14 protein-coding genes and 1 pseudogene are annotated in these 13,483 nt (G+C 68.4%); 7 read left to right on the forward strand and 8 right to left on the reverse strand.

Features of this window, described 5'->3' with window-relative positions; translation table 11 throughout:
* Positions 1-19 precede the first annotated feature (19 nt).
* A complete protein-coding gene (locus AB0H64_RS31405; protein ID WP_357631892.1) occupies positions 20-1,795 on the forward strand; it encodes an ABC transporter ATP-binding protein in 1,776 nt (591 codons plus the stop codon).
* Positions 1,796-2,250: 455 nt separating this feature from the next.
* On the opposite strand, the gene AB0H64_RS31410 is transcribed toward AB0H64_RS31405, so the two are convergent.
* Positions 2,251-2,928 (reverse strand): NAD(P)-dependent oxidoreductase, encoded by a 678-nt coding sequence (locus AB0H64_RS31410; protein ID WP_357631894.1) that lies wholly within the window; start codon positions 2,926-2,928, stop codon positions 2,251-2,253.
* Positions 2,929-2,944: 16 nt separating this feature from the next.
* Between AB0H64_RS31410 and AB0H64_RS31415 the strand changes: the two genes are divergently transcribed.
* Entirely contained in the window at positions 2,945-3,343 is a 399-nt protein-coding gene (locus tag AB0H64_RS31415; protein ID WP_357631896.1) for a hypothetical protein, read from the forward strand.
* Positions 3,344-3,354: 11 nt separating this feature from the next.
* On the opposite strand, the gene AB0H64_RS31420 is transcribed toward AB0H64_RS31415, so the two are convergent.
* The 5 genes and pseudogenes from AB0H64_RS31420 to AB0H64_RS31440 form a co-directional block, all read right to left on the reverse strand.
* Complete coding sequence (locus tag AB0H64_RS31420; protein ID WP_357631898.1) at positions 3,355-3,795, reverse strand: hypothetical protein; 441 nt, start codon at positions 3,793-3,795, stop codon at positions 3,355-3,357.
* 79 nt (positions 3,796-3,874) lie between these two features.
* Entirely contained in the window at positions 3,875-4,798 is a 924-nt protein-coding gene (locus AB0H64_RS31425) for an endonuclease/exonuclease/phosphatase family protein (RefSeq protein ID WP_357631900.1), read from the reverse strand.
* Positions 4,799-4,913: 115 nt separating this feature from the next.
* Positions 4,914-5,132 (reverse strand): annotated as a pseudogene (locus AB0H64_RS31430) (IS21 family transposase); the annotation flags it as partial.
* Positions 5,133-5,256: 124 nt separating this feature from the next.
* Positions 5,257-5,742: a hypothetical protein gene (locus AB0H64_RS31435; protein ID WP_357631902.1), complete on the reverse strand. Its 486-nt coding sequence runs from the start codon at positions 5,740-5,742 to the stop codon at positions 5,257-5,259.
* 94 nt (positions 5,743-5,836) lie between these two features.
* Positions 5,837-6,340 carry a hypothetical protein gene (locus AB0H64_RS31440; RefSeq protein WP_357631904.1) on the reverse strand — a complete coding sequence of 168 codons (504 nt, stop codon included), beginning with the start codon at positions 6,338-6,340 and terminating at the stop codon, positions 5,837-5,839.
* 662 nt (positions 6,341-7,002) lie between these two features.
* On the opposite strand from AB0H64_RS31440, the gene AB0H64_RS31445 reads away from it, so the two are divergent.
* From AB0H64_RS31445 to AB0H64_RS31455, 3 genes are all read left to right on the forward strand, one after another.
* A complete protein-coding gene (locus AB0H64_RS31445; RefSeq protein ID WP_357631906.1) occupies positions 7,003-7,617 on the forward strand; it encodes a hypothetical protein in 615 nt (204 codons plus the stop codon).
* Between the two features lie 192 nt (positions 7,618-7,809).
* Positions 7,810-8,934 (forward strand): hypothetical protein, encoded by a 1,125-nt coding sequence (locus AB0H64_RS31450; RefSeq protein WP_357631908.1) that lies wholly within the window; start codon positions 7,810-7,812, stop codon positions 8,932-8,934.
* A 252-nt stretch (positions 8,935-9,186) separates the two neighbouring features.
* Positions 9,187-9,795 (forward strand): DUF4158 domain-containing protein, encoded by a 609-nt coding sequence (locus AB0H64_RS31455; RefSeq protein WP_357631910.1) that lies wholly within the window; start codon positions 9,187-9,189, stop codon positions 9,793-9,795.
* 80 nt (positions 9,796-9,875) lie between these two features.
* Here the strand turns inward: AB0H64_RS31455 and AB0H64_RS31460 are convergent, their stop codons facing one another.
* Complete coding sequence (locus tag AB0H64_RS31460; protein WP_357631920.1) at positions 9,876-10,466, reverse strand: phosphohydrolase; 591 nt, start codon at positions 10,464-10,466, stop codon at positions 9,876-9,878.
* Positions 10,467-11,210: 744 nt separating this feature from the next.
* Between AB0H64_RS31460 and AB0H64_RS31465 the strand changes: the two genes are divergently transcribed.
* The gene (locus AB0H64_RS31465; RefSeq protein WP_357631912.1) at positions 11,211-11,390 is read left to right on the forward strand and encodes a hypothetical protein; all 180 of its coding nucleotides are present in this window, start codon (positions 11,211-11,213) and stop codon (positions 11,388-11,390) included.
* Between the two features lie 144 nt (positions 11,391-11,534).
* Here AB0H64_RS31465 and AB0H64_RS31470 read toward each other — a convergent pair whose 3' ends face one another.
* Positions 11,535-12,011 carry a helix-turn-helix domain-containing protein gene (locus AB0H64_RS31470; protein WP_357631914.1) on the reverse strand — a complete coding sequence of 159 codons (477 nt, stop codon included), beginning with the start codon at positions 12,009-12,011 and terminating at the stop codon, positions 11,535-11,537.
* Positions 12,012-12,371: 360 nt separating this feature from the next.
* Between AB0H64_RS31470 and AB0H64_RS31475 the strand changes: the two genes are divergently transcribed.
* A complete protein-coding gene (locus AB0H64_RS31475; RefSeq protein ID WP_357631916.1) occupies positions 12,372-12,800 on the forward strand; it encodes a hypothetical protein in 429 nt (142 codons plus the stop codon).
* Positions 12,801-13,483: the final 683 nt, after the last annotated feature.

Here is a 13,483-nt window from a genome sequence, read left to right on the forward strand (position 1 = left end):
ACAAGGACAGGCCCGGCCCGTGCACGATCGTCCCCTCCTCGCTTCGGAGACGCCTCCCACCCCCGGGACCTGGCGCAGGGTCGTGCGGCTGTTCATGCCGCACCGGCTCGCCATCTGCTTCGTCGTCCTGCTCGTCATGGCCTACTCCGCGCTGAACGCCGCCGTCCCGTTGCTGACCCAGCTGGTCTTCGACCGGGCGCTGTTCGGCGCGGGCGGTCCCGACCTGCCGTTGCTCGCGCTGATCGCCGGCCTGGCGGCGGCCACCGCCTGCGCGGTGGGCGTGGTGGACCTCGGCCAGACGTGGGTGTCGGCCCGCGTCGCGCAGCAAGTGGTGCACGCGCTGCGCGTGGAGCTGTTCGGCCGTCTCCAGCGCATGTCGCTCGCCTTCTTCGCCTCGACACAAGGCGGCGAGATCCAGTCGCGGCTGGCCAACGACACCGCTCAGATCGAGAACGCCGTCAAGGACACCCTGCCCAGCACGCTGTCCGGCGTCATCGGTTTCGTGGCCGCTGCCGGCACGATGGTGGCGCTTTCACCTCAGCTCGCGGGCGCCGCCCTGAGTCTCGCGCCGGTCGTCGTCTGGGTGGCCTCCCGCTCCGGGCGAGCGCTCAAGAACCTTTCGGAGGTCAGCCAGCGCTCTCGCGCGCAACTGTCGGCCATCGTGGCGGAGCGGCTGTGCCTGGGCGCCGTCATCCTGGCCAGGGTCCACGGCAGAAGCGCGGACGAGGCCGGCAGGTTCGCCGGGGAAAGCCAGCGGCTGATCCGGCTCGGGGTACGCTCCGGACTGGTGGCCCAAGGGGTGCTGAGCGCGGGACACGTCTTCTTCGTGCTGACCCCCTATCTGGTGTTCGTGGCGGCGGGACTGTCCGACGGGATCACCCCAGGCACACTGGTCGCCTTCACCGTGCTGCAGGCCAGGCTCTACCAGCCCCTGTGGCAGCTCCTGCACATCTCCACCGAGTTCCGCTCCGCCCAGGGAGCCTTCGAGCGGGTCTTCGACTACCTCGACATGGAGCCCGAGCTGGAGCCCGGGCCTGATCCACGGCCAGACCCCGCCCCCGGGCCCGGCGCGCTCGCCGTCCGTGCTGCCACCTTCCGGTACGCCGCAGGGAAGCGGGACCGTCCGGCGTTGGACGGCGTGAACCTCACCCTCCCGGCCGGATCCACCACGCTGGTCGTCGGCCCGAGCGGCTCGGGCAAGACGACACTCGGCCACCTGCTCGCCGGCCTGCACGCGCCCACCGAGGGGTCGGTCCGAATCGACGGGGCAGAGATCGGCCGTCCCTCGCCCGGACGGGTCTGCATCGCCACGCAGGACCCCTTCCTCTTCCAGGGGTCGATCGCCGACAACCTCCGATACGCCGCCCCCGACGCCACCGCGGACGATCTGGTGCGCGTCTGCCGGCTCACCCGCGTCCACGAGCGGGTCATGGCACTCCCGGACGGCTACGACTCGCTGGTGGGAGAGCGCGGGGCGCTGCTGTCCGGCGGCGAACGACAACGCATCGCCCTGGCTCGCGCGCTCCTGGCCGGCGCGTCAGTGCTGGTTCTCGACGAGGCCACCTCCGCGCTCGACCCGATGACCGAGCTGGAGGTCGTCGAGGCGATCCTGGCCGAGCGGGCGGGACGGACGACGGTGATGATCACCCACAGGTTCGGCGTGCTCGAATCGTTCGACACCGTCGTGGCCCTGGACGAGGGCCGGGTAGCGGAACACGGAGACCGCCTCGACCTGCTCGGCGACCGGCACGGGTGGTACGCGCGGATGGTCCGCGCTCAGACCGGCGCCGCATAGACCCTGCCATTCGCCCACATGGCGGCTTGCGCGCATCACCCGGGACGGGCGCACCTACAAACATGGCCGCCCGCCGCCGGGCTACACCCCCGTGCAGCTCGTCTGGAGGTCGGAAGGATCGTGTTTCATGTCGGCACATGTCGGTTGCAGTTGAAGGTGTCCGTGTTCGCGGGTTGTTCTCGGTGCCCGAGGCGGTCAGCATCGCGGCCCTCATCGCCTCACCCACCTGGCGCCGCTTGGCCGCCGGGGACGACAAGCAGCTCAGCCGCTTGACCACAGAGATCGGCTGGCGGCCGCGATCTGGTAAAGCCAACGCGCCACATACAGGTTCGCCGACAACGAGACGTGAACGACTCCGACATCAGCCAGGACAAGGTGACGGCTCCGTCCGGGGAGCAGAGGCAAGCGCACATGGAAGCGTCGAGGCCCTCTCCTGGGGTTGGACCGGTGATACGTCAGCGCTGCTTCAGCACGCCGATCAAGCTCGTGAGGCTGTTCTGGCCGTGGCCGGAGGTGATGCCTTGGCGGAAGATCTTCAGGACGGCGGCCGGAATTGAGTCATCAACGCCGGATGCCTGTGTGGTGTGCAGCACATGTTCCATGCTCGCTGCGCCCATGGAGATCCGGTCGACGTCCCCCTCGTGGTTGCCCGCGGTGATGCGTGGCGCGTAGAACTCCAGGAAATAGCGGAGGTCCATGGTCTTCACCGCGTGTGGCAGGAAATCCTCGGCCGAGATGCCATTGGCCTCCGCCACCGCCTGGCCGTGCAGGTAGCCTGCCAGCGCCGTCCAGAACATGTCGATCCCGATCTGGTAGTACAGCGCCGCCAGTCCGGGGTCCTCGCCGAGGTACTCGATCCCGGTCAGCACCTCCAGTGCGGGCCTGCGCCCCTCGATAGCGTCCTTCGGGCCGCTGTAGTAGGTCATGGCATCAGGCGTGCCGATGCCCGGAGGCGGCACTTGCACACCACCGGTGATTTGCACGGCCCCGCGCTCGGCCAGCCACGCGGCCGCCTGACGTGCCCTGTCCGGGGTGTCGGAGGTGAGGTTGACCAGGGTGTGTCCGCCCAGAGCGGCCTCCGGGGCCTGCGCCAAGATGGCGCCCATCGCGTCGTAGTCGATCAGGCTCAGCACCACCAGCTCGTTGGCGGTGAGCGCCGCCTCGACTGACTCAGCCCTCCTCGCGCCCCGCGGCGACACGGACGACGATCCAGCCGCGGCGATCGTCGCCTGCACCCGCGACCTGGCCAAGGGACTGCGCGCGTCCGGCTGGCTGGACGGTTGCCCCGTCACCACCACGGCGCTGGAGAGCGCCGGCCGGGTGCCCGAGATCCAGCAGGCCGCAGAGGACGCCTATGAGAACTGGCGCACGCTGGTCCGCGACAAACTCACCCGCTCCGGCTTCGCCGACGACGTGGCGCACGACCTCGCCCACAGCGTGATCAACATGCTGGAGGGCGCGGAGCTGTCGACACAGGTGTCCCAGAGCGAGGCGCCGCTGGAGATCGCCGGCAGGCACCTCGCACGGCTTATCGACTCCTACCGATGAGTCGAGCCGGCTTACGGCTGTCGCGCCGGCTTTCTGAGCATCTCCGTGAGGGCCGACGTTCTGATCGCCGTAGCCCGCCTCACCAGGTCATCGTCTTGGGCCGCCGCCGCCAGGAAGAGGTTCACCGAGGAGGCGGCGTCGGTGTAGTCGCCGCTGTCAATCTCCTTGGCGTGGATCGGCAGCAGGGACTTGATCATGTCCAGCCACTTGCCGGCGAAGCGCACCATCGTGTTCACCTCCAGCCCGCGCGCCTGGACCGCGGCGGCGCCCTGGAAGAAGCCGACGAGAGCCGGCAGCAGCATGGCACCCACCGCCATCTCGTACAGGGCAGCCAGGTCGGCCTCGTCGCCGAGGTGGACGGTGTCGCCGCCCAGCACCTTCAGGATCGTCTCGAACTCCTCGAAGACCGCCTTGTCGCCGCTGTAGTACAGCAGGGTGTCCGGCGCTCCCACGGCCGAAGGCACGTTCTTGACCGCGCCGGCCAGGAACCGGGCGCCATGGTCGATGGCCCAGGCGGCCGTCTCGCGGTTGTCACGGAAGTCTGACCTCGGCGAAGACCGGCCGGTGATCGGTGTGCCGCAACTCCAGCACGCGGAAGTCTCGCACCGCCATCCGCGAGTCCGCCAGCACGTGGTCGATCGTCACGCCGGGCAGTCGCCACGTTCGGCCCAGCGCCTGCGGCCAGGTGGCCGCGAATCCGCGCCCCATGACGTCGGCCGCGTCCCGATACCCGGACGCCAGCAGCTCACGCATCGGCAGGTGGTCGAGCGTGGCGTTGAAGTCGCCCGCGAGCAGCCGCAACTGCCCGCGGCCTCGCGGCAGCGCGTGGAGGCCACCCTGCCAGCACGGTTGCCGGCCGGCGCGCTTGGGCGCGCACGGGTGCACGGAGACGATCTCCACACGGTCCCCGCCGGGATGTGCGAGCCACGCCCTGGCCTGCCCGAACGCGCCCACCTTGATCGTCTCTCCGGCCGTCAGCGGATGCCTCGCGTACACGGCGGACCCGCCCACCCCTGGCAACGGCCGCGTGACGGCGTGCGGCAACCTCTCGCGCACGCCCGCCTCCTCCAGCCGCCGCATGGCGTTCGGGGTGAGCTCCTGCAGCGTCAGCACGTCCGGCCGTACCTGGCCGACCAGGGCCATAAGCTGGCTCGTGTCCGCCTGGCCCACCATCAGGTTGGCCGCCAGCACCCGTAACACCGGCCCGTCCGCCACCGGGTTGCCGTCGGCGAAGGCCCGGGGCACGACGACGACTCCCAATGCCATCACGGCCGCGATCCCCACCACCCCCGCCACCCGCCGTCTCAGCACCCACGCCAACGTCACGCCGGCCACTGCCCCGGCCGCCGCGTACGGCGTGTACGCCACCACCGGCACCCACGGCCAGTCCAGCTCGAACCCGCTCAGCCGCACCAGCGCCCACCCGGCGAAGGGGACAACGGCGATCCAGCTCATCCATGTACGCACACCCCTGTATCGCCGCGAAGCCCGACAGGCGTTCACGCGCGGGTGTGAAGCGCTCGCACGACGTCCGCTGTTGATCACGTACGCGAGACGCTGGGGTATTTTCCGGGACTCCGCCCAGCACCCTGAAAGCGTGGACGTGTCCCTCCAGGAATGTCTCCTGGCCTGCGGTGGCGAGCACCCGATGGACCGCCTTGCCCGAATACGACAACCTGAACGAGAACAGGAAGCATTGCACTTGCTCGCCCGCGATCCGCACCGTCACGTCCCCGAAGTCGACCTCGGCCTCGACTCCCGGTAGATGCGACTGCGGAACGAACACCTCCGGCGGATCCCGTCCTGCCCGGCGCGTCCGGAACCGCTTGCGGGAGCACGTACGCGGAGCCCACGGCGCGCACCGCCCCGCGCCCGGACGGTGGCGCCGGACGCGGGGCGGATCAGTGGCCGGCTCAGCCGTAGGACTGCGCCCAGTACTCGACGGTCTGCCGATGCGAGAGGGTGAAGGTCGCGCCGTACTTCTTGTGCCCGGCGTTGGTGACGCGCAGGTAGCGGGGAGTGCCGTCGCAGGGCCACTTGGCCGTCTTCATGATCCTCCAGGCCCCCCACCGGTTCCGGTACTCGAATGCGGTGTTCATGGTTTGGCCCTTGCCCCAGCAGCGGGCCTTGACCTGCATCACCCGGTGCCCGTACTTGCGATCCCAGACCACGCTCCAGTTGTTGACCCGCTTGGACTGGTGCTTGAGGGTGACCCACTTGGCGCGTTTGGCGACCGCCTGGCCGAAGACCGCCTCGGCCCTCTGGACCGTGCTCGGCGCGGCGGCGGTTGGAGCCTGCTGCGTGATGGCGGCCGCCTGGGCGGGGGGCGAGGCCAGGGACAGGGCCGCCGCAGAGGCGACGCCCAGCAGCCCGGCCCGGGTCGCGAGGTTGGTGCGCATTGAGATGTTCTCCCTTGCTGATCGGATCGGCGACGGCCCGTGGTGACCGTCGCGACGGGGGATCATGACCCCACGGGAACGGCGGTGCTGACGGTCAGCCGTAGGACTGCGCCCAGTACTCGATGGTCTGCGTAAACGAGGGGATGAAGATCGCGCCGTACTTCTTGTGCCCCGCGTTGGTGACGCGCAGGTAGCGGGGAGTGCCGTCGCAGGGCCACTTGGCCTTCTTCATGGTCTTCCAGTCCAGGTACTGGTTCCGGTACATGAACTTGACGATCATGGTTTGGCCCTTGCCCCAGCACCGGGCCTTGACCTGCATCACCCGGTGGCCGTACTTGCGGTTCCACGAGGGACCCCAGTAGCCGTGCCGGCCCGACTCGTGCTTGAGCGTGACCCACTTGGCGCGTTTGGCGGCTGCCTGGCCGAAGACCGCCTCGGCCGCGACGGGCCCTTGGGCGGTGGCAGGCGCGATGGCGGTCCGAACGGCGGTCTGCGGCGCGGTGGCGGGGGCCGCCTGGGCGGGGGCCGGGGCCAGGGACAGGGTCGCCGCCAAGGCGACGCCCAACAGCCCGGCCCGGGTCGCGAGGTTGGTGCGCATGGAGATGTTCTCCCTTGCTGATCGGATCGGCGACGTGTTGCAGAGCCACTTGATGGTGGGGGTTGGCCTGCCCATGGACCCGACGGCGCTGGATGTCGCCGCGGGGGTCATGGCCTGGGTTGCCGCCTCCGCTGTCCCACCCACGAGCACCAGTGGAACGCACCCGCCGCGACTGCGGTGCTGATCTTCGGGATGGCCTTCATGCCGTCTCCTTCGCTCGTGAAACCGCTCGTGTCGAGCGGGTTACAGGAGTGAAGCTAGGCCGCGCCTTGTTGAGGATTTGTTCAGGATCCGTGTAGTGGCCAGTGGTCTGCGACATGCGATGTCAGCGACGGCGGAGGCCTCGCCGGTACAGCGACCCCAGGGGGATGAATGTAGTCAAGCGATCTCCTTGACCGCTGCCCCGAGGCCCTGTGCCACCAGGATCGTGACGCTCGAATTCTTCGGCCCTGCTCAGGCAGGCAGACAACTGCGGCAGCGCCGGCGCGACGTGCACGCCGTCGAGCAGGCCCCGCCCCGAGCGGTGTGGTCATTGATCAGGCATCAGCACCGCCAGATGCAAAAGAACTGGCAGACGATCGCCAGCCGTGGCCGGGCCGCCGATGTCCGCTCTGCCGAACACACCGCTACGACCGCACGAAGGACCCAGGAACTGCTCGGCCATGAACTGGCCGCGGTGCAGGAGGAGCGAGTTCGCCATCACCCGCGAGCTCGACGCCCTGCGTCCATGGAACCGGGCCCGCCGCCGCGAACTGGAAGCTGAGCTGCCGCAGCTGCGCGACCGGCAAGCCCGCCAGCATCAGGACCTGGAGCAGATCCTCGTGCGCCGCCCGACGCTGGAGCAGGACGCACGCCAGGCAGCCGAGCAAGCCCCTTCCGCAGTCACCTGGCCGGCGATACGGCGGCGCCACGACGACCTGACCCGCGACTTCGACGCCGTCCAGCGCGGCGCCCGAACCCGGGATGTGACCGCTGCCGCCCGAAGCGCCGACGAGGCCCGCGCCACCCAGGTTCGCCACCAGCAGGAGTTGGACGCAGTAAAGAGCGAGGTCTCGCGGCGCGCAGATCTTCCCCCGGACCGGCGAGAGATCGAACAGGTTGTCCAGGCCGAACACGCCGAAGCGCGTCGTCAGGCCAGCACTGAGCGCGGTTCAGGTAGAGCCACCTCTGCGCGCAACCGCAACGCAGCCGATCCACCGCTCATCAAGCGCCACAACGCGAACAGGAGAACAGCGACCGAAGTCACGACGTCGGCCGTTGAGCACCTTCTCGGTTGACGGCGCAGGAGCAGGGCGCTGGACGGAGCGCACTGGGTGAGCAGACACGCTGAGCCGTTCGATTGATTTGGCCCTCCGCTCCCGAACACGGCCCCAGCCCCAAAGTAGGTTCTGATCGGGCCTCCGCTCACGAAAGCCCAGCAGGCGAGCGTGGTGATCTTGAATATGACGCAAGCGTGCGATAATCCGCCGATGCCCTCACCCGTGGATGCCGTCGTCGCCGCCGTTTCCGCCGAGATCGAGGATCTGCTCGCCGTCCCCGTCGTCCGCTTGGAGGAGCTGGACGGGCACCCCTGGGTGCTCCGCGCCCACCTCGCCGACGGCTCCCCTGTCATCGTCAAGCGCCTGCGTCCCGGCGGCTACGGCCTGCGTTCCGCCGCGGAGTTGATGCGCTGCGAGCGCGCCGCGCTGGAACTGCTCGACAAGGACCTGGGCCTTGCCCACCTGGGGCCGCGGCTGCTCGCGGCGGAGCCCGACACCCAGATGCTGGTGATCGAGGACCTCGCCCCGCGCACCGAGCTCGCCCGGCTGCTGCGCCACAACGGCCTCACCCCGGAGCTGGACGACCGGCTCACCGATTTCGCCGCCGCCGAGGGCGAGATCGCCGCCGCCTCCGCCAGCCGCGCCGCGGACTTCGCCACGCGCCGCGCCGAGCTGGGCTCCCCTGCGCAGGAACTCGGCGACGGAGAGCACGCCTGGACCGGGCTGTGGCGCACCGCGCCCGAGCGGGCCGCGGAGTTCGGCGTCCCGATGCCGGACGCCGCGGAGCGCGACCTGCGGGCCGCCGGGGCCGAACTCGCCGAGCCCGGGCCGTTCCTGGCCTTCACCAACGGCGACCCCGAGGCGAACAACTACCTCACCATGCCGGACGGCGACGGTCGACTGATCGACTTTGAGGGGGCGGGCTTCCGCCATGCGCTCACTGCCGCGGCCGGGTTCACCGTCCCCGGCTCACTGTGGATGGCGGTCTGCGGGGAGCGCCAGATCGCCGCGTTCCGCACTGCCCTGGCGCGCGGCGTCCCCGAAGCCGAGGACGACCGGCGGTTCGGGTTCGGCCTCGCCTCGGCGGCTGTGGTCTGGACGGCGATCCGCTCCAACGGCCTGCGCAAGCGGGAAGCGCGCGAGCCCGGCGACGACTCCCGGATCCAGCTGGTGGCGGGCCTGGAAGCCGGGGCGCGCACCGCGGACGCCTACGGGGTCTTCCCCCACTTCGCCGCCTGGTGCCGGTCAACGGCCGAGGTGCTGCGCCGCTGCTGGCCCGACACCGACGTGGACACTGCGGTCATTGCGCCCTACACCTGGAGGTCGCGGCCCTAGCTAAGTGCACACAGCCGAAGCCTTCGGTGTCCTCAAATGAAGATTGGCCCCCGGGGGAGGAATGGAACGATCAGTGGCGCCAGCCTGTGCAGGAAACCGCACACGCGTTTGCGTCGGGCCGCAGCGGGGGGTTGAGCAGCAACCGAACCCTCAGTGGCGTTAGGGGGCCGTTGGGGCGCGTGTTACCGCCACTGGTTCGGATGTGGGTGGCGCCAGGTGAGCGGGGATCTTGTAATGGTTTGATCGCTCTGGGTGGTCAGTCTTCTGGTTGGTCCTACTTTGCGGGTTATGCCTGTGGAGTTCTTGACTGATGATGAGGCGGCCGCTTACGGGCGGTTCGTGGGGCCGCCGGCGCAGGCTGATCTGGAGCGGGTGTTCTTCCTCGATGAGGAGGATCGGGCGCTGGTTGGGCAGCGGCGCGGCGAGCACATGAGGCTCGGGTTCGCCCTTCAACTGGGGACGGTGCGCTGGCTGGGGACGTTCCTGGAAGATCCTCTGGATGTGCCGGGGGCGGTGCTGGAGTTCGTGGCCGGGCAGCTGGGCGTCGAGGACGCCCCGCAGGTGAAGCGGTACGCCGAGCGGCGGGAGACGCCGTTCGATCATCAGCGTGATATGCGGCGGGCGTATGGGTGGAAGGACTTCACCGACGTCGATGGGAAGTTCACCGCGTGGGTGGCGGCGCGGTCGTGGACGTCGGGTGACGGCCCGAAGGCGATCTTCACTGACGGGGTGGGATGGCTGCGGGAGCGAAAGGTGCTGCTTCCGCGGGTACGGCCGGAGTACGCCAGAAACACACCGCGCGGTGGAGCGCCTGGTGTCAGTGCTTGCGCCGCCGGGCTGCGATGTCATGCTCGGCGGTGATGCGGAGCTCTGGCCTCGGCGGAATCCGCGGTATCCGACCGGAGGTGCCGGAGTTCATCGTCATGGTGTGTCGCCAACTTTCAGCTGTGGATCGGAAAGGATGCCTGGAACGCCAGTCGTTCGTGGGCCCGGTCGCCGATGTGAGAGAGGATCTCGTCGAGGGCGATGAACTCCTCCCACGTTGCTCGGCCGGTGACCTCGGACAGGCGGGCCACGATGAGGTCCTCCAGATCCGGGACGCGCTTGTTCTTCCAGATCTTGTCGGCGAGGCTGACAAGAAGGTCTTCCAGGCCGACATCCTGCCGCGTCCAGGACGCGTGCGTTGCGGCGAAGCGGGCGTGCTCCGGGCTGACGCCGCGGCCGAGCAGAAGGGCTTGCCCCGCTTCCTCATGCGCCGATCCAGGGCCGGAGAGCTCGCCGAGATGGACGGCCTTTCCTATGTCGTGCGTCGCGGCCCCGAACAGCACCGCCTCACGGTCGAAGATCAAGGTGGGACGGTGCTTCTCCAACCAGGCGACCAGTTGGTGCGCGACATCGTGGACGGCCCGCAGGTGGGCCACCAGTCGCAGCGGGCTTCCCACGTCGGACAGAAGCTCCGCGATGTGTTCTGGCAGAGGGATCAGAGGAGAGTCGACTGTGCCACTCGTGGCCCTCGATAGGGCGGCGTCCATCGTCACCTCGCCAGGGTACTGACCGCGCCTCATCTTCTGTCTGTTAGAGGATCCCCTTACGGAACACCACCCCAAGATCATTCTCAGCGCCAATGGCTGTCCGCAGGTTCCTCAACCCCGGAGACCGCCGACCGGCCACTACCGCCACCGCCACCGGTGAAAGCGGAGGCCCAGTAACCGATCTGGCCGCCATCCGGCCCAAGCGCGCCCGCATCCGGCCCCAGGAATGAGCAGATCCTCCGCGCAAGAGAAATACGAGCGCTGGCACGTGGGCGAGTGCGTCCGTTGCGGCCGTCGGGCGTCCAAGGCCGCCAACTGGGAAGGGCTGATCTGCCGGACCTGCTGCGAGAAGGCGGCACGCACCTACGGCATCTGCCCCGGCTGCGGAACCGACCGGCTGCTACCTGGCCGCCGCGACGGCAAACCGGCCTGCCGGAACTGCTCGGGCATCACCCGCGACTTCGGGAGTTATCTTGGGTTGTCAAGCGAACCTGCTGGTCAGCCGCTTGGAAGTCTGTCAGGCACGTCAGGCAAGCAGACCCCAGCATGCCGAGCATGGTGGGGGGTCATTGCCCCGCCGTGGTGGCGGATTGTGCCGTCGCTGTCCGCGCGCTGAAAGGATGGATCACGGCCATCGCCACCCCACATGGGGTTGCCCGGTTCCGGCCATGTTGAAGGAATTCCTGGACGCCATGGTGATCAAAGCCAGAGACAACCACAGCGTCCAGGCCAAGCCTGCCTACCTTGCGGTCGGACATCGACGCCGACGGCGAGAAGCACGTCCTCGGGATTTGGCTGGCCAAGACCCCGCTCGACCACGCCACCGCCAGCGAGTCCGCCCGCTTCTGGACCTCGGCAATGACCGACCTGAAAACCGCGGCGTGCGCGACATCCTCATCGCCTGCGCCGACACCGACAGCCTGAACGGCTTCGAGATGAAGGTCGGCGAGTTCATTGCCGAGGGATGCGAGCCTGAGTGTCGGCGCCGTACCCGTGAGCAGTTGTCTCGACGGCACCGGCCACTCAGTGGTGGCGAGCCGCCGGTGTTTTGTGCGGGCCCGGCGAAGATCAGGCGTTTCGGGGTATTCGGTCGGGGGGCATTCCGGGGCCGATCGTGGCGTGGATCTCGGTTGGGTCGTCCACTCGGCCGCAGTGGGCGCATACCGTTTGCTGGGTGATTCCGGCGCCGCACTCCCCGTGGGTGTAGAGGATCGGCGGCTCGCCGTCGGTTGACCACTGGTCGCCCCATTCGGTGAGGGCGACCAGTGCGGGTGCGAGCGCACGCCCTTTTTCGGTCAGCAGGTACTCGTAAAGTTCGGGCTGCTCGGAATACCGGTGGCGCCGCATGATCCCGGTCTCGACGAAGCCGTCGAGGCGGGTCTTGAGGATGTTGGTCGCGATGCCAAGGCGGCGGTGGAAGTCGCTGTAGCGGGTGGCTCCCGCGAACAGGGCGTCGCGGATGATCAGCAGGCTCCAGCGTTCGCCGATCAACTCGAGGGCGCGTGCGATCGAACACACTTCTGAGTCGTAGGTCTTCCCCAGCATGCGCCACAGTCTACCCACATGCTTGCGTCATGAAAGTGGCTTGGTTACGATGACTTTCATGACGCAAGCTGCTCCCGGCCTCTCCAGCGGGTGTACGCCGACGCATGCGAATCCCATACCGATCGGGACAACGCGCCGCTGACGTGGCAAGCCACCCAGAGAGCCCCCCGTTCCACCTTTCACCAGCGTCGAGCGACAAGGAGTCCGGAGTGGGTGGAAGCGCATTGTTCCTGGGGTCATTAGACGAGGTGCGAGTAGACGCGGGGCGTTCGCCCGGCGCGACGCTCTTTTCCGTAGTGAGGCCCCGGCGGCCTGCGTGCTTGGCTCTAATCGGCCACACCCGAACATCAAAGGATAACGATGAACCGAAAGAAACTTCTCATTCTCGTAGGCGGATTCCTCGCCCTGACCGCGTCCGTTTCGGCACCTGCCGCCGCTGATGCGGGAACGACCGCGTACAACTCCAAGACCCAGTACCTTTCCCAATGGCCGTTAGAGAACTGGGACAACTCGTGTGTGGACCGTCGGATCTACCTGGCCGCCGGCAACTACGACTGGGTGCAGTCCTGGAGCCACTCGGCGACGCCGCTGCGGACGAATTTCTACCTGGGCGCCGGCTGGTACACCTGGACCGACTGTTTGGATCCCAGGAACAACCGCTACGACCACACCACTTCGCTGGACCCCGACAACCCCAGTTGGGAGACGGTGGTCGGCCAGGTCACGTGGCAAATCAACAGCTCTGGCGAATACACATGGGGCTCGTTCCTTGAGCCGAAGTCCTTCTAGCTAGGCAAGCCGAAGGAGTCATCGGACGTGAGCCCGATGGTCATGCCGTGCGCCGAGTGACAGCGGCCGGATAGCCGGGGGGCGGGCCACCCGTCGCCCGCCCCCCGGCCCGGGGCGCTCCTCCCGTGGGTGAATCGGGGCGCTGGTCAAAGGCGTCGAAGAGTTCGGTGTTCTGCCGCTGCGACACTCCTTCGTACAACCAGGAGGTCCAAGGACAGCCGCCAGAGGGACAGACCCGCCCGGAAAGGCAAGTCGGCGGCGTCCCAGATCTGGCGCAGGAGGGGGGCGAGCCGGGCCGGCCCCGGGAGACGACCATGCTGATCTCGTCCAGCAGCGGTCGCAGCCACACCTCGACGTGCACCGAGTGACCCGCTCTCGTCTTCTGCCGTACCTACCGCGATACGGGTCTGCCCCTTCGTTTCCGCTGGTCAAGCAAATGTGTTAGATGTTCGGCGGATACTACGATCGCAACCCCAAGACGGACAAGGCCGTGACGATCGCTGCCGGTGGTCGGGCTTCGGATGGGCTGGGGCGATCGCCGCCCCGGGCCTCCTACGTCGGCCCACTGCCTCGAGCCCGATGGTGCCCTAGTACTACAGTCATGTTTTGTGATCTATAGTCGGATCCGTGTCGGATGTGGTGACGTCTGAGGATCTCCAGTCGTGGGCGGCGGGGCTGGATGA

It is taken from the genome of Nonomuraea sp. NPDC050733 (assembly GCF_040654215.1).
GTDB lineage: Bacteria > Actinomycetota > Actinomycetes > Streptosporangiales > Streptosporangiaceae > Nonomuraea.

What these genes read in the sequence shown, in the direction of transcription:
- AB0H64_RS31450 (WP_357631908.1), top strand. Translation starts at nt 7,810, where the DNA reads ATGCCCTCACCCGTGGATGCCGTCGTCGCCGCCGTTTCCGCCGAGATC.
- AB0H64_RS31435 (WP_357631902.1), bottom strand. Translation starts at nt 5,742, where the DNA reads ATGCGCACCAACCTCGCGACCCGGGCCGGGCTGCTGGGCGTCGCCTCT.
- AB0H64_RS31460 (WP_357631920.1), bottom strand. Translation starts at nt 10,466, where the DNA reads ATGGACGCCGCCCTATCGAGGGCCACGAGTGGCACAGTCGACTCTCCT.
- AB0H64_RS31425 (WP_357631900.1), bottom strand. Translation starts at nt 4,798, where the DNA reads ATGAGCTGGATCGCCGTTGTCCCCTTCGCCGGGTGGGCGCTGGTGCGG.
- AB0H64_RS31475 (WP_357631916.1), top strand. Translation starts at nt 12,372, where the DNA reads ATGAACCGAAAGAAACTTCTCATTCTCGTAGGCGGATTCCTCGCCCTG.
- AB0H64_RS31470 (WP_357631914.1), bottom strand. Translation starts at nt 12,011, where the DNA reads ATGCTGGGGAAGACCTACGACTCAGAAGTGTGTTCGATCGCACGCGCC.
- AB0H64_RS31440 (WP_357631904.1), bottom strand. Translation starts at nt 6,340, where the DNA reads ATGCGCACCAACCTCGCGACCCGGGCCGGGCTGTTGGGCGTCGCCTTG.
- AB0H64_RS31445 (WP_357631906.1), top strand. Translation starts at nt 7,003, where the DNA reads ATGAACTGGCCGCGGTGCAGGAGGAGCGAGTTCGCCATCACCCGCGAG.